The 23,430-nt window shown below is 64.7% G+C and carries 21 protein-coding genes and 2 pseudogenes; 12 read left to right on the plus strand and 11 right to left on the minus strand.

Annotation, left to right across the window (positions count from 1 at the left end; all coding sequences use genetic code 11):
* Positions 1–64 precede the first annotated feature (64 nt).
* From RS901_RS33605 to RS901_RS33615, 3 genes are all read left to right on the plus strand, one after another.
* Positions 65–538, plus strand: coding sequence for a MerR family transcriptional regulator (locus tag RS901_RS33605; RefSeq protein ID WP_316154961.1), 474 nt, complete (start codon positions 65–67; stop codon positions 536–538).
* A 216-nt stretch (positions 539–754) separates the two neighbouring features.
* Complete coding sequence (locus tag RS901_RS33610) at positions 755–2,149, plus strand: hypothetical protein (protein WP_316154962.1); 1,395 nt, start codon at positions 755–757, stop codon at positions 2,147–2,149.
* A 242-nt stretch (positions 2,150–2,391) separates the two neighbouring features.
* The gene (locus tag RS901_RS33615; protein ID WP_316154963.1) at positions 2,392–4,194 is read left to right on the plus strand and encodes a sulfatase-like hydrolase/transferase; all 1,803 of its coding nucleotides are present in this window, start codon (positions 2,392–2,394) and stop codon (positions 4,192–4,194) included.
* 104 nt (positions 4,195–4,298) lie between these two features.
* Here the strand turns inward: RS901_RS33615 and RS901_RS33620 are convergent, their stop codons facing one another.
* Positions 4,299–4,985, minus strand: coding sequence for a GntR family transcriptional regulator (locus tag RS901_RS33620; RefSeq protein ID WP_316154964.1), 687 nt, complete (start codon positions 4,983–4,985; stop codon positions 4,299–4,301).
* A 163-nt stretch (positions 4,986–5,148) separates the two neighbouring features.
* Between RS901_RS33620 and RS901_RS33625 the strand changes: the two genes are divergently transcribed.
* Together RS901_RS33625 and RS901_RS33630 are read left to right on the plus strand one after the other, a co-directional pair.
* A complete protein-coding gene (locus tag RS901_RS33625) occupies positions 5,149–6,843 on the plus strand; it encodes a thiamine pyrophosphate-binding protein (protein ID WP_316154965.1) in 1,695 nt (564 codons plus the stop codon).
* A 66-nt stretch (positions 6,844–6,909) separates the two neighbouring features.
* Complete coding sequence (locus tag RS901_RS33630) at positions 6,910–7,911, plus strand: tripartite tricarboxylate transporter substrate binding protein (protein WP_316154966.1); 1,002 nt, start codon at positions 6,910–6,912, stop codon at positions 7,909–7,911.
* 81 nt (positions 7,912–7,992) lie between these two features.
* Here the strand turns inward: RS901_RS33630 and RS901_RS33635 are convergent, their stop codons facing one another.
* Entirely contained in the window at positions 7,993–9,000 is a 1,008-nt protein-coding gene (locus RS901_RS33635; protein WP_316154967.1) for an AraC family transcriptional regulator ligand-binding domain-containing protein, read from the minus strand.
* 251 nt (positions 9,001–9,251) lie between these two features.
* On the opposite strand from RS901_RS33635, the gene RS901_RS33640 reads away from it, so the two are divergent.
* The 5 genes from RS901_RS33640 to RS901_RS33660 are packed head-to-tail and all read left to right on the plus strand — an operon-like array spanning position 9,252 to position 13,540.
* On the plus strand, positions 9,252–9,596 hold the full coding sequence (locus RS901_RS33640) for a hypothetical protein (RefSeq protein WP_316154968.1): 345 nt from the start codon (positions 9,252–9,254) through the stop codon (positions 9,594–9,596).
* Positions 9,586–10,245 (plus strand): Dabb family protein, encoded by a 660-nt coding sequence (locus tag RS901_RS33645; protein WP_316157350.1) that lies wholly within the window; start codon positions 9,586–9,588, stop codon positions 10,243–10,245. Before RS901_RS33640 ends, RS901_RS33645 begins: the two co-directional genes overlap by 11 nt.
* A complete protein-coding gene (locus tag RS901_RS33650; protein WP_316154969.1) occupies positions 10,242–11,117 on the plus strand; it encodes an SDR family NAD(P)-dependent oxidoreductase in 876 nt (291 codons plus the stop codon). The genes RS901_RS33645 and RS901_RS33650 overlap by 4 nt, the downstream gene beginning before the upstream one ends.
* Before the next feature lie 16 nt (positions 11,118–11,133).
* A complete protein-coding gene (locus RS901_RS33655) occupies positions 11,134–12,126 on the plus strand; it encodes an NADP-dependent oxidoreductase (protein WP_316154970.1) in 993 nt (330 codons plus the stop codon).
* Positions 12,127–12,157: 31 nt separating this feature from the next.
* The gene (locus RS901_RS33660; protein ID WP_316154971.1) at positions 12,158–13,540 is read left to right on the plus strand and encodes a DUF1329 domain-containing protein; all 1,383 of its coding nucleotides are present in this window, start codon (positions 12,158–12,160) and stop codon (positions 13,538–13,540) included.
* An 88-nt stretch (positions 13,541–13,628) separates the two neighbouring features.
* Here the strand turns inward: RS901_RS33660 and RS901_RS33665 are convergent, their stop codons facing one another.
* Complete coding sequence (locus RS901_RS33665; RefSeq protein ID WP_316154972.1) at positions 13,629–14,816, minus strand: M20 aminoacylase family protein; 1,188 nt, start codon at positions 14,814–14,816, stop codon at positions 13,629–13,631.
* Between the two features lie 13 nt (positions 14,817–14,829).
* Complete coding sequence (locus RS901_RS33670) at positions 14,830–15,798, minus strand: tripartite tricarboxylate transporter substrate binding protein (protein ID WP_316157351.1); 969 nt, start codon at positions 15,796–15,798, stop codon at positions 14,830–14,832.
* Positions 15,799–15,953: 155 nt separating this feature from the next.
* On the opposite strand from RS901_RS33670, the gene RS901_RS33675 reads away from it, so the two are divergent.
* Entirely contained in the window at positions 15,954–16,961 is a 1,008-nt protein-coding gene (locus RS901_RS33675) for a LysR family transcriptional regulator (RefSeq protein WP_316154973.1), read from the plus strand.
* A 29-nt stretch (positions 16,962–16,990) separates the two neighbouring features.
* Here the strand turns inward: RS901_RS33675 and RS901_RS33680 are convergent, their stop codons facing one another.
* From RS901_RS33680 to RS901_RS33710, 7 genes and pseudogenes are all read right to left on the minus strand, one after another.
* Positions 16,991–18,451, minus strand: coding sequence for a PQQ-dependent sugar dehydrogenase (locus RS901_RS33680; RefSeq protein ID WP_316154974.1), 1,461 nt, complete (start codon positions 18,449–18,451; stop codon positions 16,991–16,993).
* A 284-nt stretch (positions 18,452–18,735) separates the two neighbouring features.
* The gene (locus tag RS901_RS33690; protein ID WP_410054206.1) at positions 18,736–19,080 is read right to left on the minus strand and encodes a hypothetical protein; all 345 of its coding nucleotides are present in this window, start codon (positions 19,078–19,080) and stop codon (positions 18,736–18,738) included.
* Entirely contained in the window at positions 19,041–19,760 is a 720-nt protein-coding gene (locus tag RS901_RS38940) for a hypothetical protein (RefSeq protein WP_410054253.1), read from the minus strand. Before RS901_RS38940 ends, RS901_RS33690 begins: the two co-directional genes overlap by 40 nt.
* 148 nt (positions 19,761–19,908) lie before the next feature.
* Positions 19,909–20,136 (minus strand): annotated as a pseudogene (locus tag RS901_RS38945) (twin-arginine translocation signal domain-containing protein); the annotation flags it as partial.
* A gap of 73 nt (positions 20,137–20,209) precedes the next feature.
* Positions 20,210–20,350 (minus strand): annotated as a pseudogene (locus RS901_RS33700) (2Fe-2S iron-sulfur cluster-binding protein); the annotation flags it as partial.
* Positions 20,351–20,363: 13 nt separating this feature from the next.
* Positions 20,364–21,185, minus strand: a complete 822-nt coding sequence (locus tag RS901_RS33705; RefSeq protein WP_316154975.1) for a (R)-mandelonitrile lyase — start codon at positions 21,183–21,185, stop codon at positions 20,364–20,366.
* A gap of 17 nt (positions 21,186–21,202) precedes the next feature.
* On the minus strand, positions 21,203–22,183 hold the full coding sequence (locus tag RS901_RS33710; RefSeq protein ID WP_316154976.1) for an aldo/keto reductase: 981 nt from the start codon (positions 22,181–22,183) through the stop codon (positions 21,203–21,205).
* 130 nt (positions 22,184–22,313) lie between these two features.
* Between RS901_RS33710 and RS901_RS33715 the strand changes: the two genes are divergently transcribed.
* Positions 22,314–23,288 carry a LysR family transcriptional regulator gene (locus RS901_RS33715; RefSeq protein ID WP_316154977.1) on the plus strand — a complete coding sequence of 325 codons (975 nt, stop codon included), beginning with the start codon at positions 22,314–22,316 and terminating at the stop codon, positions 23,286–23,288.
* The last annotated feature ends 142 nt before the right edge of the window (positions 23,289–23,430 follow it).

Consider the following 23,430-nt stretch of genomic DNA (forward strand, 5'->3'; position numbering starts at 1 on the left):
TTGACCAGAGCCTGACTTTAAGTTTAAAGTCAACTTTAAGGTCAAGCCCCCCGGGAGAATGCAGATGAAAATCGGAGAACTGGCTCGGTTGAGTGGCATTGCCGCCTCACGCATCCGGTTTTATGAAGCGAGCGGGCTGCTCGAGCCCGCGCAGCGGCAAGCCAACGGCTATCGCGAATACGCACCGGAAACGTTGACCAGGCTGGAGATCATCATGTGTGCGCAAGGCTCGGGCTTCTCTCTGGAAGAGATTCGAGCCATCCTGCCACCAGACCTGGACAAGTGGCCGCATGACCAACTCCTCCAGGCCCTGCGGCGCAAGGTCGATGAGATCGAGCTGCTGGAGCAGCGTCTGGCGCAGAGCAAGCACCGCCTCGTCGCACTGATCGACGAGATCAACGGCACCAGGGAAGGTGAAGATTGCGAGGGCAAGGCCAGGCGGGTCCTGGAGCGATTGAATCAGAATGGCAACAGTGGTGCGGCGGCGGGTCTCCCAGGTCGTACGACGAGGACGTCAAGAAAAAGAATTCCTCTGTAACGCGGCGTCAGGTTCGCCTATGCTGTCCAATGCGGCAGATGCAAAATCCGCACAGGTCCCACGGATCTGAAAACAAGAAGGGGGAAGTCCCCGGAACGGAAAGCGCCATCAGGATTGCGCTTTTCGCGCGCTTGCTTGGCCGAGTCACGGGGTGGTGACCCATCGCACACGAGGCATGTTGCCAGCTCGTGGGCGAGATACTCCGTTGACGACAACATGACAGACGCCTTCCTGTTCAGTAAGCCGTTCACGTTTCTCGCCTGCGCCGGCATGTCGGAAGTCAGGGAAGGGGTTGATGTACTCGAAGCCCTCCCCGGCCACCTGCTCTGGCTCGAGAACGAGGACTACATCCGCCGGGTCTATGTGCCCGATTTCCTGGAGCAGAGCCGCGCCGCCCTTGAGGCGGTGATGCCGGGCGGCCCAGCGCAGATCGATGCCATGGCCGACGAGATCCGGCGCAGCCCCCGCCTGCTGCCGGATCTGCAGCGCCTCTCCCCGGAGATCGCCGCTGCCGCCCACTCGTACTGCTATTGGCGCTACTGCGCAGATGTGGTCGGGCGCGCGCAGGGCATTCCGCGCAGCGCCATCGAGCGCCAGTTCGACCGGGCAGCGCGGCCTCGGGACGGCGCGCACAAGCTGCAATGGATCTGCCCGTGCTGCGACGGACTTGCGCACTATCAGGTCGACGGGCTGCTCGCCTCGCAGCGGCCGGCACGGCAAGGCGGCTTTTCACTTGAATGCGCACACTGCGGACACCAGGAACGGCTGTACGCCGGTTTCCTGCATGCGGGCCGCCTGGAATGCCGCTGCGCGCATTGCACGGGCTTTATCAAGACGCTGGCCGGCCAGCTGGCCAGGCCCGCGCGCAGGCTGTGCGCGGGCCTGGAGGACTATGCATGGATGCATGCCGTGGATACCGCGGCAGAAGTCCGCGAACTCTGGGAGGAGTCATTGCAGGTGCTGGCAAGCGGTGCCAGGCCGTCCGACAACGCGATGGCCTTCGCCCTGGCCATCCAGTCAGGCGAGGCACGCCCCATCCCGGACATTCTCAGCCAGATCGACCCGACCCTCGAAGGCCGGTTCGACAAGAATCCAAGGGCCTGGGTACTGCTGTGCGAGCTGCTGCGCGAAGGCGTACTGGACGCCGACTGCGCGATCTACGACCAGGACGGCCGCCAGCACGTGGCGCTTGAGCTTGCCCTGCTAGAAGACGACCAGGCAGCCGACAGCGCCACTGCGCAGGACAGCCTGGCTACCTTGCTGAAGGGCTACCAGCCACCGGAGCGCGATGCCTTCGTCAACTGGCTGAAGGCGCTGAAGCGCTTGCGGCTTTGCACCGCCAGGTTCAATGCCGCCGTGGACGTCGCCTGGAAGCCCAACCTGGAGCATTGCCGCATCCTGACCGCGCGATGGTCTGACGGCCAGGCAGCGCCCGCCGCGCAAGCCAGCGCCGCATGGCTGCCGGCCGCGCCGCGCCCGCGCCGTCCGGAACGGCCGGTGTACCTGGACGCAGAGCTGGAGGCGGTGCAGTTGCTGAAGTCGCTGGGCTATATCGTCCTCAGTCCTGAGGAGATTCGCTCGCAACGAGATCCCATCGAGGATATGTCGTGAACCGGCAAGCGCAGTCCCAGGGTGTCGGGAATTTTGTCCGCACTCCGATCATCTGCAAGACGTAGTTCGACTGCCTGAACCGCGAATGTGTGTGGTTGCCAACCATCGCCTCCTGCCGGCGCCGCGCCCTGCCTTGGCGGCAGAAGATGTGCTTGCTAGACTGTCTTACGCATGCCTGGGCGGGCCTGCAGCAGCACGGCGTCCACCCGCCATGGGCCGCGCAAACAGGCAGGGAGAAGCCAATGAGCAACGACAACAAGCCTGGCGGCACATTGACGCGGCGCGATTTCCTCCTGACTGCCGGGGTCGGGGCCATGGCATTGGGCCTTGGCGCGGGCGCGGATGCCAAGGATGCGCCAGCCGGGGCAAGCGACGCGGCCCAGGCCGCCGGGAGCCTGCCATCGGGACCGTACAACATCCTGTTTATCCTTGTTGACCAGGAACGCTACTTCCGACCTGGCGAGTTGCCCAAGGGCTATGGCCTGCCTGCACATGAACGCTTGATGAAGCGCGGTACGACCTTTGTCAATCACCGCATAAATTCATGTGTTTGCACCCCGTCCCGCTCAGTTCTTTACACGGGCCAGCACATCCAGCACACCCGGATGTTCGACAACACGAACTTCCCGTGGATTAGCAGCATGTCAACAGAGATACGGACGCTCGGTGACATGCTTCGTGACGCCGGCTATTACACCGTGTACAAGGGCAAGTGGCACCTCACCAAGGAATTCGAGACCGTCAACAAGCTTGGCACGCCAACCAAGATCTTCACTCAGGAAATGGAAGCCTATGGCTTCTCTGACTACATCGGAATCGGCGACATTATTGCCCACACCAGCGGTGGGTACCTGCACGACGGGGTGATTGCTGCAATGGGTGTGAGCTGGCTGCGCGGGAAAGGGCGTGAGCTGGCGGCACAGGGAAAGCCATGGTTCCTGGCCGTCAACCTCGTCAACCCGCACGACGTGATGTTCTACGACACCGACGCGCCCGGCACCGAGGTTCAGGCAATGCGCGGCCTTGCACATGTCGCGCGCGACCCGGCCGACCCGCTATACGGCAAGCAGTGGCAATTCACGCTGCCGGCAAGCCGGAAACAGGCGCTTGACGCGCCGGGGCGCCCTGCGGCACACCGCGATTTCCTGCGCTCGCATGACGCCCTGGTCGGAGCCATTCCAAATGAAGACGCGCGCTGGCGCCGGCGGCACAACTATTACCTGAACTGCATGCGGGATGTCGACCGGAATATCGCTGCCCTGTTGGCAGAGCTTGACGCTGCAGGGCTCTCCGACAAGACCATCGTAATCCTGACATCGGATCACGGTGACATGGACGGTGCCCACCAGCTCCACGCAAAAGGCGCCGTCTCCTATCGGGAGCAGAACAACGTGCCGTTGGTCATTGCCCATCCCGCCTATCAAGGCGGCAAGCAGTGTCGCGCCGTCACCTCACATCTGGACATCGCGCCCACCCTGGTTGCATTGACTGGCGTCTCGACTGACAGGCGCGCAGCCATCGCCAAGGGATTACCGGGAAAGGACTTTTCCCGCTTGCTTGCGAAGCCTGACGCAGCCGAAGCAAATGCGATTCGCGATGGTGCGCTGTTCTGCTACAACATGCTGGCCTACCTGGATGGCGATTATCTCTTCAAGGCTGTTGCCCATCTGCAGGGCGGTGGCAAGCCCGACCAGCTCAAGCAGGCCGATATCCGCCCGGACCTGATGAAGCGCGGCGCGGTGCGTTCGGTCTACGACGGACGCTACAGTTTTGCACGGTACTTTTCTCCCAGGCAGCACAACAAGCCGAAGACCCTGGAGGAGCTCTACCGGTTCAACGACGTGGAGTTGTACGATCTGCAGACCGATCCCTTCGAGATGAACAACCTGGCGGCAGGCGAAAAGCAACGGGAACTACTGGTCGCCATGAACGAAAAGCTGAATCAGCTGATTGATGCCGAGGTTGGCGAGGACCGCGGCCAGATGCTGCCCGGTGGCATTGACGCAGGATGGGATGTCACCGCGGAAACGATGGCGGGGGCCTGACTGCACCGCCCAACGCCGGCCAAGAAGGCACGCAACGGGTATCGCTCTGGCGGGATGAAAGGACCGCAGCGCAGGCTGCCAGATGTGGCGGCATTGGCTGGCCGCTAGCGCTCTTCCGCCAGGTAGATCCTGGTGAGGCCTTTCGCAATGGCCTCGACGATCTGCTCGCGCCGCAAGGCAATATGCGAAGTCAGGCATCTCTCCCCCTTCTCCCAGTCGTGCGCCTGCAAGGCTTGAACGATTTCGGCGTGTTCACTCTGGGTGGAGTCGCGCCCGATATTCTCCATGTCGATCCAGCGGATAAACCGGATGCGTTCGTTCAGGCTGACCAGCATGCGCTTGAGTTCGGCGTTACCCGCCATGGCGGCGATGCGCAGGTGAAAGCCTTCGTCCAGTTCCACCAGTTGCGGGATCGGGGTATTTGCGGGCACCGACTTGCTGTGCTCCAGGTATCGCGCAAGCTCCTCGATGCTCTCGGCCGAGGCCCGCTCGAACGCCAGGCGCAGGCAATCGCGCTCGATCGTCACGCGTGCTTCATATAGATCCAGCATTTCCTGGATATCGAGCGGCCGGCGCACATAGCCGCGGCTGGACTCCGCCAGGAAGCCCTCGGTGGCGAGGCGGGTCAGCGCTTCGCGCACTGGCGTCCTGCTCACGCCGAGGCGTTCCGCCAGCTCAATCTCATTGAGTCGTTCGCCGGGCTTGAGCTCGTAGGAAATCGCCATCTCGCGCAATCGACTAATGACATCGGATCCCCGTTTGCGCCTGATAGCGGAAATCAGCGGCTTCATGCCGTTGGTTGCTTGCATAGATATTCCTCGTTGGCCGCGATCATACCCGACGCTACCGACCCTCCAGGTGCCGCATCCTTCCCTTTAAGTTTAAGTATACTTAATTGTATCCTGCAGTGTATTCTTATCTCGCCTGCCCGACACTGACTTGGAGACTCCTGGAATGACGAAGATGAACGGCGCTGAAGCCATGGTCCGAATGCTTCAACTGAATGGTGTAAAGCATGTCTTTGGGCTGTGCGGCGATACCAGCCTGCCTTTCTATGACGCCATGGCGCGCCTGGACCATGGGATTGACCACATCCTGACGCGCGATGAGCGCAGCGCCGGCTACATGGCCGACGCCTATGCCCGCGTCACCGGCAAGGTTGGCGTATGTGAGGGGCCCAGTGGCGGCGGAGCTACCTATTTGCTGCCGGGTCTGGTCGAGGCCAATGAGTCTTCGGTGGCCGTGCTTGGGATCACCTCGGACGTATCAGTCGGCTCGCGCGGCAAGTACCCCCTGACCGAGCTCGACCAGGAAGCGCTGTACCGTCCCCTCACCAAGTGGAACACCACGATCGACCGCGCCGACCAGATCCCGGGCGCGGTACGCGGCGCCTTCCGGGCCATGACGACCGGCAAGCCCGGATCCGCGCACCTGTGCTTGCCGTACGACGTACAGAAGCATGAGGTGGACACTGCCGACGTATGGGCGCAGCCTGGCCACGACCGTTTCCCTGCGATGCGCTATGCGCCGGACCCGACCGAGATCGAACGGGCAGCGCAGCGGCTGATTGCAGCGCGCCTGCCGGTCATCATCTGCGGCGGCGGCGTGGTCATCTCTGGCGCCTGCGCAGAACTGGAAACACTGGCCGGCATGCTGAATGCCCCGGTCTGCACCACCGTCAGCGGTCAAGGCAGCCTGGCCGACACCCATCCGCTGAATGCCGGCGTGGTCGGTGCCAATGGCGGCATCATGGCCACGCGCGAAATCGTCGCCAAGGCCGATGCCGTGCTGTTCATCGGTTGCCGCGCCGGCTCGACCACCACCGAGCACTGGCGCTTCCCGTCGCGGGACATCGCAATCCTGCATCTCGATGCGGATCCGATGGCGATTGCCGCGAACTACCGCACTGACGTCGCCATGGTTGGCGATGCCCTGCTCGCCCTGAAGGCGCTCAACGCCGCCGTGAGCGAGCGCCTTGCCCACCGCCGGTCCGACGCCGCCGACGGCGCCGCGCTGGCCGGCGCCGCGCGTGCCGCCAAGCTCGCCGCCTTCGCGCCGCTGGCCGCCTCGCTCGATGTGCCCATCAAGCCGGAACGCGTGGTGGATGCGCTCAACCGGCTGCTGCCGGATGACGCCATCGTGGTGGCCGACCCCGGCACGCCCTGCCCGTATTTCTCCGCGTACTACAACGCCAGCAAGCCTGGTCGCCATTTCATCACCAACCGGGCCCATGGCGCACTTGGCTTCTCGATGTCGGCCGGGATCGGCGCGGCCATTGGGCGCCCGCGTGCGACCGTCGTATCGGTCATGGGCGACGGCAGCTTCGGCTTTACCTGCGGCGAGATGGAAACGCTGACGCGACGCAAGATTCCGCTGAAGATGATCGTGTTCTCGAACGCTGTATATGGATGGATCAAGGCAAGCCAGAAGGCCGGCTACGAGCAACGCTACTTCTCAGTCGATTTCAGCCGCACGGACCACGCGCGCGTTGCCGAGGCGTTCGGCATCAAGGCCTGGCGCGTGGAAGACCCCGGACAGCTCGATGCCGCGATTCGCGCGGCGCTGGAGCATGATGGCCCGGCGCTGGTCGACGTGATTTCACAAGAACTGCAGGACACCGCCGCACCCGTGAGCCAGTGGATGGGCTGACACCCAAGGCACATCCAGAACGCCATATTTGTTCCGAACCGTAGCTCAACGATGGGAGAGGTATCTATGTCTAGCCGACTTGCGGCACCAGGCCGCCAGAAAGCGTTTTGTTCCGGCGTGGTGGCCCTTGCCTGCCTGCTGCTGCCGCTGGCAACGGCAGCCGCGGTGGCTGACAGTGCCACGCCGCTGAAGCTGGTGGTCACCTTCCCGCCCGGCGGCAGTACCGACATTGCCGCACGCATCATCCAGCCGAAACTGGCGGAGGCGGCCGGGCGGCCCGTGGTCATCGAAAACCGGCCCGGCGCTGCCAGCCAGGTCGCCACCCAGTATGTGGCTCGCTCCGTGCCGGACGGCAATACCCTGCTGGTTGCCTTCGATACGCATGCGATCAACCCCGTGGCGAAGTCCAAGCTCCCCTATGACACCTTCAAGGACTTCACCGGGGTCACGTTTGCCGTGCGCTTCCCGCTCGTGATCGGCGCTTCGCCCACTGTTCCTGGCAAGGACCTGCGCAGCTTCCTCGACGCTGCGCGGCGTGAGCCGTCCAAATACAGCTACGCCTCCACCGGGCTTGGCTCGATGAACCATCTTGTGGCCGAGGATCTGAAGCGGCAGGCTAAGGTCGAGTTAATGCACGTGCCCTATGCCGGCGGGGGCCCCGCGGTCCAGGCAGTGCTGGGCAATGTGTCCAGTATCACGCTGCTGAGCTATGCGGCCCTGAAGGGCCAGATCTCTGCCAACAAGATCAAGCCGCTGGCCGTGACGGGCGCGCGCCGCTTGCCGGACCTGCCCGATGTTCCAACCGTCATCGAGTCCGGGTTCCCGGACTTCGAGGCCTATTCGTGGATCGGCATCTTCGCACCGGCAGGCACCCCGCCCGCGGTCGTCAGGAAGCTGACGGAAGATTTCCAGACCGCACTGTCGGACCCGGAAACCAAACGAAAACTGACCGCGGCCGGCTTCGAGGTCATGGCCACTGATGGTCCCACCGTAGACCGCTATGCGCGCGAGCAATACGAGCGCTGGCACAGCTTCGTCAAGAAGACCGGGCTGAAGCTGGAAGACTGAGGCGGGGTCGGGGCCGGCCGCATCGCATTCAGGGTGTCGCGGCCCCTGGCCCTGGAGATTCGCCTCGCCCCGTTCACCACCTCACCCCCTGCTTTCCCGCCTGAAGCGCGTCGGCGCATGCCCGGTCCAACGCTGGAACGCCCGCCGAAACGCTTCCTCGCTGGCAAAGCCAAGCTGCTCCGCGATTCTTCCTACCGACCAGTTGGTCGTGCGCAGGCATTGTTCGGCGTACTCCTGCAGGCTGTGTTCGCGCAGTACCCGGTAGCTGCTGCCGTCGGCAGCGAGACGGCGGCGCAGGGTCGGTTCGCTCACATCAAAGCGCATGGCCAGCTCAGCCAGCGTCGGCAGCCGCGCGCCATGCACCAGCGCTGCATGCAGGATGCCGCGCACCTGCTGGCTCAGTGATACGACCTCGACCGGCGCACCGATCAGCCGGTATGGAAAGTCTTCCAGGAAGGCGTCGAGCTCCGCGGCCTGGCGCACGACCGGCCGGTCGAGCAAGGCCTCATCGAATTCGAATCCGTAGGTCTGGGCGCCAGGCGTCACCGCGGCATGGAACAAGCCCAGGAAAGGCATGGCGTCCTCGCGCCGGGGGTGCGCCAGGTAAACGTGGGTCGGGCGTAGCGGCTGGCCGACCAGCCAGCCGAACAGCAGCATATAGAAGAAGAGCCCGGTCAGGTCCACCAGGCAAGCCGCGGAGGAGTTCGCACGCCGCAGCGAATCCATGCGGAACACCGCCTGCCCTGCGCTTTGCCCGAGGCTGAGCGCACCGGCGCGCGGATACAGCATCGCGCAAAAGTCGGCCGCGCAGCGGATCGCCTCCCTCAGCGTCTGGCTGCTCAATACGCAACGGCACAACAAGTCCACTTCCTGCTTGCACATCGGGGGGTGGCCGTTGCCTTTGGCGACCAGGGCTTCCAGCCGCTCGATCGCGGCACGATAGAGCGCGGTGAACCGGGCGGGCGGCGCATGCGCGGATGCGCCGCCGGCAGGCGGAACCTCTACGCCCTGCCGCTTCAGTTCGTCGAGCAAGCGCTGCACCATGCCGTGTGGAACAGGTACGGGATTCCCCGGTATGTGGGCATTCATGGTCGCTCGTCCTGATTGCTTCGGTAGCGATGGTTGATCGTTCGGGTGGGGATTCGGTGCGGCCTGGCCTCCCATAATCATCCCGGCACTTCCACTCGCGCGGCAGCTTGCGCACGGCCTGGGCGATGGAGGTTGCCATGCGATGAACAGCATGCCTATACGGGACAACCCATAACCACGCTTCCCTCCCGCAAACCCCCGGCTCAGGCATCGCAGCCCTGCTGCCCTGCCTGCGCCGCGTGAGCCACACCATGATCCACATACTCGATGAAATCGTGCTCGCGCCCGGGCATCTGCCCACTGTGCTGAGCCTGCTGGAAAGCCAGTACCTGCCCGGCAGTGCCGCCAGGGGCCTGGCGCTGCTGCAGCGCTGGGTGTCGCCGCCCGTGGCGCTGGAAGATGCACCCAATACGCTGTGGCTGCTGTGGCAAGTGGCGGATGCGCCGGCTTACTACGCCATGCGCGCCAGCATCGATGCCCCGGTGCTCGCCTTCTGGTCGACAGTCGACACGCTGTGTGAAGCCCGCCGCCGCCATGTGATGGCCGATGCGACACCTGCGCTGCCCCAGCGCAAGGAGCATTGCGATGCGGCTTGAGACAGCACAGGTCCGATTGCACGCCGGCTTCTGCGCAGGGACGTGCACACAGGAGCAAGCCCTGCTTGCGCGGATTGAAACGCTGCCAGGCCTGCGCCATGTGGCGATTGGCCGGAACCTGGCGGGGAGCTGGGGTGCCGGCGACTATACGCTCGACCTGCAATTCGACCCGACTGCATCCGGCTCGCCCGGTCACGATACCGGCCTGGCTGCAGCGCTGGACGGCATGGCAGAGGTGGATGGCATCACCTATAGCCCAATCTCGGGCGGGCTACGCGCCCCGCAACTGCGCCATGGGATCTGGCGCACGCTGATGTTCCGGGTCCGGCCTGAAGCGCCGGACTGGCAGGTCCGCGGCCTTGAGCAGGACCTGCTGCGGATGCCTGAGTACATGCCCGGCATCCTCAACTGGCGGCTTGCCCGCGTCCTGTCGCCAGACGCATGGACTCATGTCTGGCAGCAGGAGTTCGCCAGCGCGGACGACCTGCTGGGCAAATACCTGATGCACCCCTTTCATTGGGGCCATGTCGACCGATGGTTCGACCCCGAGTTTCCCGAATGGACAGTCCAGGCGATCTCCCATGCCTTCTGCCCGCTCGCGACAAGCCTGATCGCCAACCACAACCGCACAGAAGAATACGCGCCATGACCGGACCCGGAAAACTGACTGGAAAGATTGCGCTGGTGACCGGCGCCAGCCGCGGCATAGGCCGCGCCATCGCGCAGCGCTTCGCGGCTGAGGGCGCGCTGGTGGTTGCCACGGCACGGCGCGCAGGCGAGTCCGAGGATGAACCTGGCACGCTGGCCGAGACGGTTGGCCAGATCAGGCGGCAAGGGGGCAGTGCCATCGCGCTGGCGGCGGACCTCGAGGATCCCGCGCAGCGCGACGACCTGGTGACGCAGGCGGCAAATGCCGCGGGTGGTCTCGACATCCTGGTCAACAATGCCGGCATGGCGGAATACAGCCGCGTCGAATCGATGCCGCTGGAAATCTTCGACAGGACGGTCGACCACTACCTGCGCATCCCCTTCGTGCTCAGCCGTGCAGCGATCCCGCTGATGCGCACCCGCGGCGCGGGATGGATCCTGAACCTGGGCTCCGTCACCGCCCTGTCGCCTGCTCGCCCGTATCAAGATTTTGACCGGGCTGGCGGGGTCACGGCCTACGCCGCGGTCAAGGCCGCCATCAACCGGTTCACCGAGGGGCTGGCAGCGGAACTGGAGGCCGACAATATCGCGGTCAATTCCGTAGCGCCAAGCACGGCGATCCGCACGCCAGGCAGCGAGCGCTATATCCCGGACGGCTATCCCACCGAGCCAGTGGAGTACCTGGTGGAAACGGCGCTTGCACTCTGCAGCGTGCCGGCCCGCCTGCGCACCGGCCACATCGCCCATAGCCTGCACTTCCCCCTCGCGCACGGGCTGAACGTCCGTACGCTTGATGGCCAGGGCATGCTGCCGCCGCCCGTGATCCCGTCCTGGGCACATCCCGGTTTGAACCACGAACTATCCGCAAAGTAAGCCCATGGAGAAGAGCATGCGCGCTGTCGTCATTGATCGTACCGGCGGACCCGATGTACTCAGGCTTGGAGACCTCCCGACGCCGGAACCCGCTGCCGGCGAAGTCCTGATCCGCGTGGCCTGTGCCGGCGTGAATCCCGCTGACTGGAAATGCCGCGAAGGCTATCTGAGCCACTTCATGCAATACAGCTTCCCCTTCGTGATCGGCTTCGATGCCAGCGGCGTCGTGGCAGCGGTGGGGAACGACGTCAAGGACTTCGTCCCGGGACAGCGCGTGTTCGCGCAAACCGGGGTCGGCGCAGGCAAGTGGGGTTCTTATGCCGAGTACGTTGCGGTCAGCCAGGATTGCGTGGTGCCGATTCCCGACAACCTGGGATTCGCCGAAGCCGCGGCCGTCCCGACCCCGGCGCTGGCCGCCTGGACGGGACTCTTCGACGAAGGCGGACTCAAGCCGGGCCAGACGGTGCTGGTTCATGGCGGTGCCGGCGCGGTCGGCACGTTTGCCGTGCAACTGGCAAAGGCGGCCGGCGCAACCGTCGCCGCCACCTGCAGTGCGGCACGCCGCGACGAACTGATGGCGCTCGGGTGCGACCTGGCAATCGACTACCGGGGCGGCGACATCGCTGCCGCGATGCAGGCATGGGCGCCGGCTGGCGTCGACCTGGTATTGGACGCGGTTGGCTGCGGCACCCTGCCGAACGGCATGGACCTGCTCAGGCCCGGCGGCATCCTTGTCGCCATCCTGACGCTGGTCAGTGGCGACAACGGCCCGGATCCTGCCGCAGCCGCGCAGCGCGGCGTCCGCACCGCCGTGGCGTTCAGCAAGATGCCCAGCGGCGCGCGGCTGCGCGAGATCGCAGCGCTGCTCGGCGGCGGGCGCCTGCGACCGCCCCGCATCGAATGCCTGCCGCTGGAACACGCCGGGCGCGCGCTCGATCTGGTCCAGTCGGGCAAGGCGGCAAGCAAGCTGGTGCTGCATATCGCCGAGCCAGCCAATGCTGGCGCATGACCATAACACCATTGAAATCGGAGGAGACACAATGAAGAGCAAGGCCTTCCTGCTGTGCACGATCGTCGGTGCGGTGCTAGCCGCCTCACAGATCAACGCACCTTCCCTGGCCGCGATGACGCCTGATGAAGTCAAGCGCCTGGACGGTCCCCTCACGCCCATGGGGGCCGAACGGTCAGCCAACAAGGACGGCAGCATCCCCGCGTGGAGCGGCAAGTGGCAGGCCGCGCCCGCAGGCCTGGCGTTCCGGCCGGGCGATGCGTATCCCGATCCCTATGCGTCGGAACAACCGCTTGCAACGATCACGGTCCAGAACCTGGAGCAGTACCGTGCCCGCCTGAGCGACGGGCAGCTCGCCATGTTCAAGTTGTACCCGGCAACCTTCAAGATGGCGATCTATCCCAGCCATCGCGACTTCCGCTATGGCGATGCCGTCTACAAGGCAATCCAGCAGCACGCCCCCGGCACGCAGCTGACGGCGGATGCGAACGGGCTCAAGGACTATCCGCCGACCGCGCCCTTTCCCGTTCCCAAGAATGGCCTGGAGCTGATGTGGAACCTTCGCTTCTCTTCCGCCATTGCCGAAGAGGCCGCCGTCTATGACCAGGCCGTCGTGTATCGCGACGGCAAGATCGCGTGGGGCAAGTGGAAATATGACATCTGGTCGCCGGTCAACGGCACCGCATTCGAAAAAGGCTCGCCCCTGATCAACCGGACCTTCGCCCGCGTTGAAACCGAGCTGCCTTTGCGCGAACGCGGCAATATCATCGTCTCCCACAATTTCTGGGATCGCGAAGGTTCGGATACGGCCAGGACCTGGCAATACAATCCCGGCACGCGCCGGGTCCGGCAGGCACCCGAGTTCGGCTTCGACCAGCCGCTCGGGCCGGGCGGCTTCCGCACCGTGGACGACGATCGCCTGTTCAATGGCTCAGGTGAACGCTACGACTGGAAGATTGTCGGCAAGCGGGAGATCTATATTCCGTACCACAACTACAAGCTGGCCGATCCCGCCGTCAAGTACGCCGAGCTGCTGGGCCCCAATCATGCGGCCCCCGACCTTGTCCGCTACGAACTGCACCGCGTCTGGGTGCTCGAAGCCAAATTGAAGCAAGGCTTCCGGCATCAGTACGCGAAGCGCGTCCTGTACCTGGACGAGGACACCTGGATGGCCGTGCTTGCCGACAACTACGATGCCCGCGGACAGTTGTGGCGAACCAATATGCAATCGTCGCTCTTCGCCTACGATGCACGGCGCTACTACCCGGCGGTGGCGTTCTATCACGACCTCACCGCTGGCTCCTATCTGGCGGACCGGCTGACCAATGAAGGCAAGCCGGTACGCCTGAACAGCAGTCCGCAGTTCAGTGAAGCGTATTTCTCGCCCGATTCGATCCGGGGGGCGGGGCATTGACGGTCACGCCGGCTCACGGTACCCATGCGGGCGTCCTCCAGATGACTTGGGACGGATGCCTGCTGTGGGGCTCGCGGGAACAAGCGCCTCAATCGGAGAGGTAACGCTCCACCAGCAGGCTCCAGTACGCAGCCCCAACGAGCAGGTTGCCGTCGTTGAAGTCGTACTTGGGGTGATGGACCGGGTGGCTGCTTTCATGGAAGAGCCCGTTGCCCAGGCGGAGATAGCAGCCGGGCCGGTGCTGCAGCATGAAGGCGAAGTCTTCGCCTGGCGTAATCTGGCCAAAGCTCGGGTCCACGCGATCCGGTCCCACCAGCTCGCGCGCAACGTCGACGGCGAAGTCGACTTCCCTGTCGGTGTTCACCAGCACCGGATAGCCCGACTGGTACTCGATCTCCGCCTGCGCGCCGTAGCTCTGCGCCTGTCCATGCACGGTGGCTTCGATGCGCTGCCGAAGCCGGGCCCGCACCTCGGGATCAAAGCAACGCACGCTCAGCTCGATGCTGGCCTCGTTCGGGATCACGCCGTAGAAGCCACCCGACTGCAGCGAGCACACCGAGAGTACCGCGGTCTGCGTGGGATCGACGTTGCGCGACACGATGGTCTGCAGCGCCATCACGATGCTCGCGGAGACCACCGCCGGGTCCACGGTGAGATGCGGGCGCGCCACGTGCCCGCCTTTGCCAATGACGCGGATGCTCACCTTGTCGGTAGCCGGCTGGAATGCGCCCTTGCGCATCATGAAGGTCCCGACTTCGGCGCCAGGGTGATTGTGCAGGCCAAACACGGCATCGCAAGGGAAGCGCTCGAACAGCCCGTCCGCGATCATGCGTTCGGCTCCGCTGTCGTGCCCGCGCTCCTCGGCGGGCTGGAAGTACAGGTGCAGCGTTCCGGAGAAGTTGCGCGTGCGGCCCAAGTACTTGGCAGCCCCCAGCAACATCGATGTGTGGCCATCATGGCCGCAGGCGTGCATTTTCCCGGGCTGCTTGCTGGCATAGGGCAACCCCGTTCTTTCCTCGATCGCCAGCGCATCCATGTCGGCACGCAGGCCGATGCGCCTGGATCCCGTGCCGGCCTTCAGCGTGCCGACGACACCCGTGGTGCCGACGCCTGTCGTCACCTCGAATCCCCACTCGCCAAGCTTCGCCGCAACGAGGCTGGCCGTTGCGGTCTCTTCGAAGGCAAGCTCGGGATGGCTGTGGATCTGGTGCCGGATCGCGGTGATCTCCGCAATATCCTGCGCGAGTTGCTCAAGCTTCTGATGCACTGGAAACATGGCTCTCTCGCGCTCAGTCAAGATTGATGTCCAACTGCTTGACCGCATCGTTCCACTTCCTGTGTTCGCTCTGCAGGAAGGCGTGGAATGCCGCCGGCGACCCGGGCATGACCTCATTGCCGTTATCCGCAAGCGTCTTCTGCGTCTGCGGACTGGCGAGCACCTTCTGCAGCGCGGCATTCAGCTTTTGCACCACCCCTGCCGGAGTGCCTTGCGGCGCCACCAGGCCGTACCAGGTCGTCACGTCGAAGCCGGGGTAGCCAGACTCAGCGATCGTGGGGATATTGGGGAACAGCTTCAGGCGCTTGCCGCCGGACACAGCCAGGCCCCGCAACTTCCCGGCCTGGATCATCGGGGCCGAGGACGACGCCACGTCAAAGGCAACGTCGATATCGCCCGAAAGCATCGCCGTCAGCATGGGCGCCGTGCCCTTGTACGGAACGTGTGTCATCACGATGCCGGCCCTGGCGTTCAGCATTTCCATGGCGATCTGCGGGCTCACGCCGGCGCCGGTGGAGCCATAGTTGATCTGCCTGGGCTTGCTCCTGGCCAACGTGACCAGCTGCTTGACGTCGCGCACCGGGGAGTCCTGCCTGACGATGAGAATAGTCGGGGCGTTGACCACGCCGCCAACCGGCGTGAAGTCCCTGGCAAGGTTGGCCTTCATCGATGGATACAGCAAGCCGGGGCTGTAGACCAGCGACGTGCCGCCGAACAGCAGCGTATAGCCGTCCGCGGGCGCTTTCGACACGTACTGGGCCGCGATATTGGTCCCCGCGCCCGGCTTGTTCACGACGACGACGGGCTGCCCCAGCTCGCGGCTGAGACCGTCGCCCACGATGCGGGCAGTCGTGTCCGCGGAGCCGCCCGGCGTAAAGCCAACGACGATCTGGATCGCCTGGCTGGGAAAGCGTTGTTCCTGGGCGAAGCCAGGTGTAGCGGTAAATGCGCACGCCAGGCCCAGCAGCGCAATGCACTTCATCTTCACAGGCACTCCTCCTTGAGCGGATATCTTTCCGGCCTTTTGTTTCTCGCCTTCGCCTCGTTCAGGGCGTCTCGTGGGGCTTGTGTTATTGGCCGTTTGAATCAGGAGGCAGTGTATGCTTGGGACTTCCATTTACCAAATCGATATGGCTGATGACACGCATCGATCATTTGAATTTACGTTCCTTTGACCTGAACCTGCTGCTGGCCTTCGACGCGCTGATGCAGGAGCGAAGCGTCACCCGTGCGGCGGCCTGCCTGCGCATCAAGCAACCCGCCATGAGCCACGCCCTGGCGACACTGCGCGTCTTGCTTGGCGACGAACTTTTTATCCGCGTGGGTTACCAGATGGAGCCGACACTGCGGGCACGCGAACTACAAATGCCGATTCGCGAGCTCCTGGATGCCACGCAGAAATTGCTGCTCGCAAACCCCAGCTTCGACCCCGCTGTCGACGAAAGAACGTTCCGGATCGGGCTTTCCATCCAGTCAGAGCCGCTGCTGGTGTCGGAACTTTTCGCAGACCTGGCGCTGTCGGCGCCCCGGGTGAAACTGTTGCTCAGCCAGACCAGCCGCGAACGCGCCTACGATGCGCTCGATGCAGAGCAGATCGACTTCGCCATCGGCTATCTTCCCGGCGGAAGCGGATGGCACCACCGCCAGGGGATGTTCGACCTGGGTGTGGTTTGCTGCTTTCACCCGTCGCTGCTGCCGTACCAGGTGCCGGTCAGGCTCGATCAGTACAAGGCGAGTCGCCATGCGTTGATCTCCGCCAAGAGCAACCTGCTTGGGTATCTTGAGGACGCGCTGACCGAGGCGGGTGTGGAGATCGAACCTGTCCTCGCCGCCCCGAACTTCCTGACGCTCTTCGCGACCGTGGCGCGCGCACCGCTGATGGCCACCGTTCCGGCCATCATTGCGCGGCACTACGCGCCGATGTTCGGCCTGGTTGCGAGTCCGCTACCCTTTGCGTTTCCCTCGTTTCCCGTTGAACTGATATGGCACGCACGAAGCCAGGGCGACAGCGCCCACGCATGGCTGCGTGGCAAGATCGAGCAAAGCGCCGCCGCGATGATTCCCGCGGACATGATCCAGCCAGGGTCTTCTGGCGCCGCTGCCGGCGTGGCGGCCCGTGGGCGACGGCGCCGTGACAGGACCTAGCCTGCCCCTGATCGCCGTCTGCTCCGCCGTTACGGCGTGCCGCCCGACACATCGATCCGATACACCCGCCCGCTCGTCGCCGACGTGCCCGGATCGGCCAGCACATACAGCGCCTGCCCGTCATCCACGCCAAAGGAGAACACACTGCCTGGGACAGTGACGTTCCAGTCGACCTGTTCTACAACCACGCCGTCGCGATACATGAAGCTCAGCAGCTTGCCCGTGCAAAGGTCGGTATAGAAGTACCGCCCATGCAGCGCCGGACCGGCACTGCCCCGGTACACATAGCCGCCGACGATGGCACAGGCGCCCGCGTCATGGCCGTATTCGAAGACCGGCATGGTCAGCCCGGTCTTGTCGCACCCGGCCGCACCCACGCAGGCGGTGCCCTCGGTCCGGTTCCAGCCGTAGTTCAGGCCCGCGCTGGTGGCCGGCGCCACGTCGACTTCCTCGCGCCGGTCCTCGCCGACATCGGCGACATACAACAAGCCGGCGTCGAACGAGAACCGCCACGGGTTGCGCAGGCCGAGGGCCCAGATTTCGCCGCGGCTGCCAGACTGGCCGACGAACGGATTGCCGGCAGGCAAGCCGTAGCCGGACGCGCCGCTGACGTCGATGCGCAGCATCTTGCCGAGCAGCGTTCCCGCGTTCTGGGCGTTGCCCGACGGATCGCCACTGCCGCCGCCGTCGCCCGTGCCGATATAGAGCATGCCGTCCGGGCCGAACGCGAGCTGGCCGCCATTGTGGTTGGAGAAGTTGCCGTGGGGGATCGACAGCAGCACGGTGCCGGATGCATTGGCGATATCCGGATTCGCGGCCGACACGCTGTAGCGGGCGATGGTGATGGCCCCATTGGCGTCGGTGTAATAGACGTAGAAGCGGCCGTTGGTCCCATAGTTCGGATCGAACGCCATCGACAGCAGCCCGCGCTCGCCATCGGTCGTCGTCAGCGCAGCGATATCGAGAAACGGCGTAGCGACCAATGCGCCGTTGCGCACGATCCGGATGCGGCCGGCCCGCTCGACCACGAACAGGCGCGAATCGCCGTGGGGCGCGGTCAGGAAGAGAGGCGCTGATAACCCGCCGGCAACCTGCGTCAGCGACAACTGCACTGTTTCCGGCGAGCCGTAGGCCACGCTTGCCGAAGCACGGCCGCCCGCGGTCACCGCCACGGTCTGCGAAGGCGGCTGCGGCTTGAGGAGCGTGCTGCCCGTCAGCACGCTGGCGGCACTGATGGTGTAGCTGCCAGCAGCCAGGTTGGACAGCGTGATCGACTGGGTCACGGTCTGGCGGAACTGGCCGGGCCCCAATATCGTGATGGCCGCCGACGTCCCGGACGGCAGGCCGGAGATGGAGAGCGTCAGCGTGCCGGTGCCGGTGCCCGTGGCGCTGTCACTACCCCCGCCGTCGCCGCCCCCTCCGCAGGCGGCGAGACCCAGGCAGCAGGCGACGAAGAATCGGCAAAGCGAGTATCGAAGTGCTTCGGACATGGCGCGCTCCTGTCACGGCTCGGGCACAGCCTGCCATGCAAGAACCGGTCCACGGCCCTGGCACAAGTCCTGGCGGGCGCTTCCGGCGGCAGGGGCGCCTCGCCTTTGTAAAAGATACTTCATGCGCGTGGCATCGGCGATACATGCAGTGGCCCACTGGCTGGACCGGGCAAAGTCCGTCCTCGATGCAGGCCGGTCGTCCTTGCGCACAATGCTCACGTACAAGGCGATTGCGCATGGCGCGTGGTACGAGGAAGTCGATGAACGATTCACCAGCTCGGAAATTACTGACTGCTTTCCTTAGTCGAGCCCTTTCTCCGGGACAGAAACGCCTGCATCAGATCTGCCACCTGCAGGTTGTTCAAGTCCGAAAACGGAAAATGCGTGTTCCCACGTACTCCGACGTCCGGCAAGTGAACAAGCCTGGCGTCGCCGCCATGGCGATTGACGGCATCGACCCACAGCTTTGCCATGGCCAGCCGCACGCGCCAGTTGTCCAGCCCCGGATCCGCGCCAGGCTGCGTCGGAATTTTGTCGCCGTAGTAGAGGATGATCGGAATGCGCGTGAGCGACTTGAACCGGGCCATCGTCACCGCCACGCCGGCCAAGGGTCCGGTGAGTCTTGGCATTGCCGCAGGCACCTCACCTTCCGGAAAGACGAAGCCAACGAGCCCGGCTGCCCGGCCAGCTCGCGGTACTGGGCCAGTTGGCGCGTGCTGTCCACCTTCTCGACCTTGTCGTCGCCCCAGTCAAGCTGGAGCGCTTCGCGGCCCTGGCGCGCCGACCAGTAGCCATCGGCAACCACGGCCACGCCCTCGGCTCCCAGAGCCAGCGGCACACGGAAGACACCCTTGACGCCACGTACCGCCCGCGCGGCGCGGTCGTCCACGGCACGCAGCCGGGCGCCGAAAACCGGCGGACGTGCCATCACCGCCGTCAGCATGCCAGGCAGGCGCATATCGATGCCGAAGCTTTGATGGCCGCTGCTCTTGGCACGCGCGTCCAGCCGACCGGTGGGCTTGCCTATCAACCGGAAGTCCCTTGGATCCTTGAGCGTAACCGTCTCAGGCACAGGCTGGTCCATGGCGGCATCGGCCAGTTCGCCGTAGCCGGCTTGTCGGCCACCCGGCCCCGATACGCGGCCGTTGCGTGTCTGCAGCGTGGCGGCGTCCACGTTCCAGCGCGCCGCGGCAGCAGCCAGCAGCCAGCAGCCAGCAGCCAGCAGCCAGCAGCCAGCAGCCAGCAGCCAGCAGCCAGCAGCCAGCAGCCAGCAGCCAGCAGCCAGCAGCCAGCAGCATTGTCCGGGCACGAGCCCCGAGTTCCCGGTATTGCTGGTAGCCGTTGCGGATGCTGCTCGAACCGCCCGTGAGATGCAGGCCCGAGGTCGGATCGGCGAACGCCGGCGCATTGTCGCCGAGGCGACTGGTGACCCGGCTCCAGTCCGCATCAAGCTCTTCGGCCAGGATCATTGGCAACGCTGTCTGAACACCCTGGCCAAACTCGAGCCGATTGACGGCGACCGTGACCGCACCGTTTGCATCGATCTGCAGGAACGCGGAGGGCTGCTGCGTCGGTTTCAACGTTGCCGGCGTGGCGGCATCCGCGTGGCTGCTGCCAATTAGGGGAAATACGCCCAGCGCCAGCCCACCCGCGCCGGCCAGCTTCATGAAGCGACGCCGGGGCATGGAGGCTGGCGCGTCGTCTGGTTCGATCAGGTGCCGCAGGGCCGGCGGGAGTTCTCCGAGGAAGGTGTCGGGCCGTACAGGCCCCGCACAGCGCCGCGCCGCAGCCGAACTTGGTGCCCGTCAGGCCCAGCGTGTCACGCAGGGCCCAGAGGACAGGCATAGCGGGATCGGTATCGACCGAATGCTCACGGCCGTTGATATTCAGAACTGTCATGGGATCCGTTCCCTCACTGTGGCTGCTTGTTGAAGGCTTCCCGCGCGATGCCGGCCGCCGTCACCGCGCTGGGCCAGCCAGCATAGAAGGCCAGATGGGTCAGCGCCTCAACCAGTTCGGCCTCGGTGAGACCATTCTGCCGGGCCAGCGCCATATGCGAGCGCAATTGGTCCGGGCGATTCATCGCGATCAGTGCGCTGACGGTGACCAGGCTGCGGTCGCGCGGCGACAGGCCGGGCCGGGCCCACACGTCTCCGAACAGCACATCGTCGGTCAGTTGCGCCAGCTTGGGCGCCACGTCGCCGAAGCGCCGCTGGGCCACCGACGGCTGTGCAGCGTCTTGCGCGGCCGGCCTCGGTGCCGCCGTCCCCGCGCTGTACTGCTCGTCGCTCACCTGTTCCAGCCAGTCCACTGTCTTGCCATCGCGCGCCTCCTGGATGGCCATGTGGGTCATCGCGCTGTCGGCCGCCGCCCCGTGCCAGTGCCTGGTGTTGGGCGGGATGCGCACCACGTCGCCGGGGCGGATTTCCTGGACTGGCCCGCCCCAGCGCTGCACACGGCCGACGCCGGCGGTGACGATGAGCGTCTGGCCAAGCGGATGCGTGTGCCACGCGGTGCGGGCCCCGGGAGAGAAGGTCACCGTTCCCGCCGAGGTGCGGTCCGGCCCGGTGGGCGTGAACAGCATCTCGACCTGGACTCTGCCCGTAAAGTGTTGCGCCGGCGCCGCCTGGACCTGGCGCGATGCGGCGCGCGAAATCTGCAAGTCCGGTTCGGACGCGCCCGCGGCATCCACCATCGACAGCGCGAGGGTTGCAATGGCAATGGACCTTCTCATGTCTCGTGCTCCCTCACTCATCGCCCGACACGTGCCTGCAACGCTGCGGGATAACGATCGCCATGGACCTTGACCTGATCGAGCGCGCTGTGGATATGGCGCAGTTCGTCGCCGGACAGCTCCACGGACGCCGCGCCGAGGTTCTCATCAAGCCGGTGCAGCTTGGTCGTGCCTGGAATGGGGACAATCCACGGTTTCTGCGCCAGCAGCCAGGCCAGCGCCACTTGGGCCGGCGTGGCCCGCCTGGCCGCCGCGATGACGCCCAGGGCGTCGATCAGCGCCCGGTTGGCCTGCCGCGCCTCCGGGGTGAATCGCGGGACGACGTTGCGGAAATCGTCTTTCGCGAATCTCGTGTTCTGGTCGATCGCGCCAGTCAGGAAGCCCTTGCCCAGCGGACTGAACGGCACGAAGCCGATGCCGAGCGCTTCGAGGGTTGGCAGGATCTCGCGTTCGGGTTCGCGCCACCACAACGAATATTCGCTCTGGAGGGCAGTCACTGGCTGTACGGCGTGGGCGCGCCGGATCGACTCGGCTCCAGCCTCGGACAGGCCGAAGTGGCGCACCTTGCCTTCAGCGATCAGGTCCTTCACAGCGCCAGCCACGTCCTCCATCGGCACCTGGGGATCGGTGCGATGCTGGTACAGCAAATCGATGCGGTCGGTCCGCAGGCGCTTGAGCGAAGTTTCCACCACGGATCGAATGCGCTCGGGGCGGCTGTCCATGCCCTTGGTGGCATCGCCGTCCCTGAAGCCAAACTTGGTGGCGATGACAACCTGATCCCGAATCGGCTGCAAGGCTTCGCCAACCATTTCCTCATTCAGGGCACCGTAGGCTTCGGCGGTATCGAAGAAGGTCACCCCGCGCTCGAAAGCTTCGCGGATCAACTGAACCGCCGCGGCACGTTCCAGTCCGGGACCGTAACCAAAACTCAGCCCCATACAGCCGAAGCCCAGGGCAGAAACTTCCAGGCCAGAACGGCCGAGTTGTCGCTTGTGCATGGTGGTCTCCCGTCCAATAAGTCCCGATACCCCGGACTGTAAAGACCGCCGTCTCAACCAACTAGGCCATTCTCGCTTGCACCAGTTACAAGAAAAACTTGATAATCAGCTTCCAAGCCGGGAGATTTCCATGCCGATCAACGAATTCAGAGCGATCGCCATGTTCGCCAAGGCGGTCGAGTTGGGCAGCATCCGACGCGCCGCCAAGGCACAAGGGGTGACGCCACAGGCAGCCAGCCAGGCGATCGCTCAGCTGGAGCAGCATCTTGGCATTCGCCTGCTCCACCGCACCACGCGGAACCTGGCGCTGACCGAAGAAGGACAGCGCCTGCTCGAGAACACCCAGCCGGCAATCGCGGCGCTGGACCGGGCACTGGCCATGGCCCGGGAAGCCAAGGACGACATTGCCGGGCCCCTGCGCATCGTGGGTCCAAAGTCGTCTTTCGCGCCAATCCTCATGCCAGTGCTCGATGAGTTCTGCCAGGCGTATCCCGACATTCAGCCAGACATCCAGCTTGACGACGGCATTGGCAACTGGGTATTGGATCGTATGGATGTCGGCTTCAGGATCGGCATATCGCCGAGCGAGGGCGTGATTGGCCGCCAGTTGTTCCCGATCCAGATGATCGTGTGCGCCGCACCGGCCTACCTGGCCAGCCACGGCGTTCCCGCCACACTGGACGACCTGGTCGCCCACCGATGCAGTGTTTTTCGCCACCCCGCAACCGGCACGGTATCGCCCTGGTATTTGACGGTAGATGGCAAGCTTGAGCACAGGCCGATGTCCCCGGCATTCTCGACCAACGACTCCGAACTCGAACTGCAGGCTGTGCTCGCCGGGCAAGCGATCGGCCAGCTCGCAAACTTCTCTGCGGCAGCACACATCCGTGCCGGCAGACTGGTACCGGTGCTGCTCCAGCACATGAGCGCTCACATCGGACTGCACATCTACTACGGAAGCCGCACCGCACAACCGAAGCGCGTGCGGGAATTTCTGGATCTGGCGATTTCCCGCCTGCTGGACTCCCCTGATTTCGTATTGACTGGAAAGGAACTCGGGACTGCTTCGCGGGGCTGGCAAGATGCGCAGCGGCGGGGAAAGTAAGAGTGAAGGCTGGGCTGGCGAACGGGCAGCCTGCGTTGGTGCGGAACCGTTGCCGGCGCACGCATCGATAATTGATCCCCTGCCGCCGTTCGTTCCCATCGGGACGCGCGCAGGCAGTAATATGAGCGTTCCCTCCCTCCAT

Origin of the sequence: Cupriavidus sp. BIC8F (genome assembly GCF_032465815.1) — a bacterium.
GTDB lineage: Bacteria > Pseudomonadota > Gammaproteobacteria > Burkholderiales > Burkholderiaceae > Cupriavidus > Cupriavidus necator.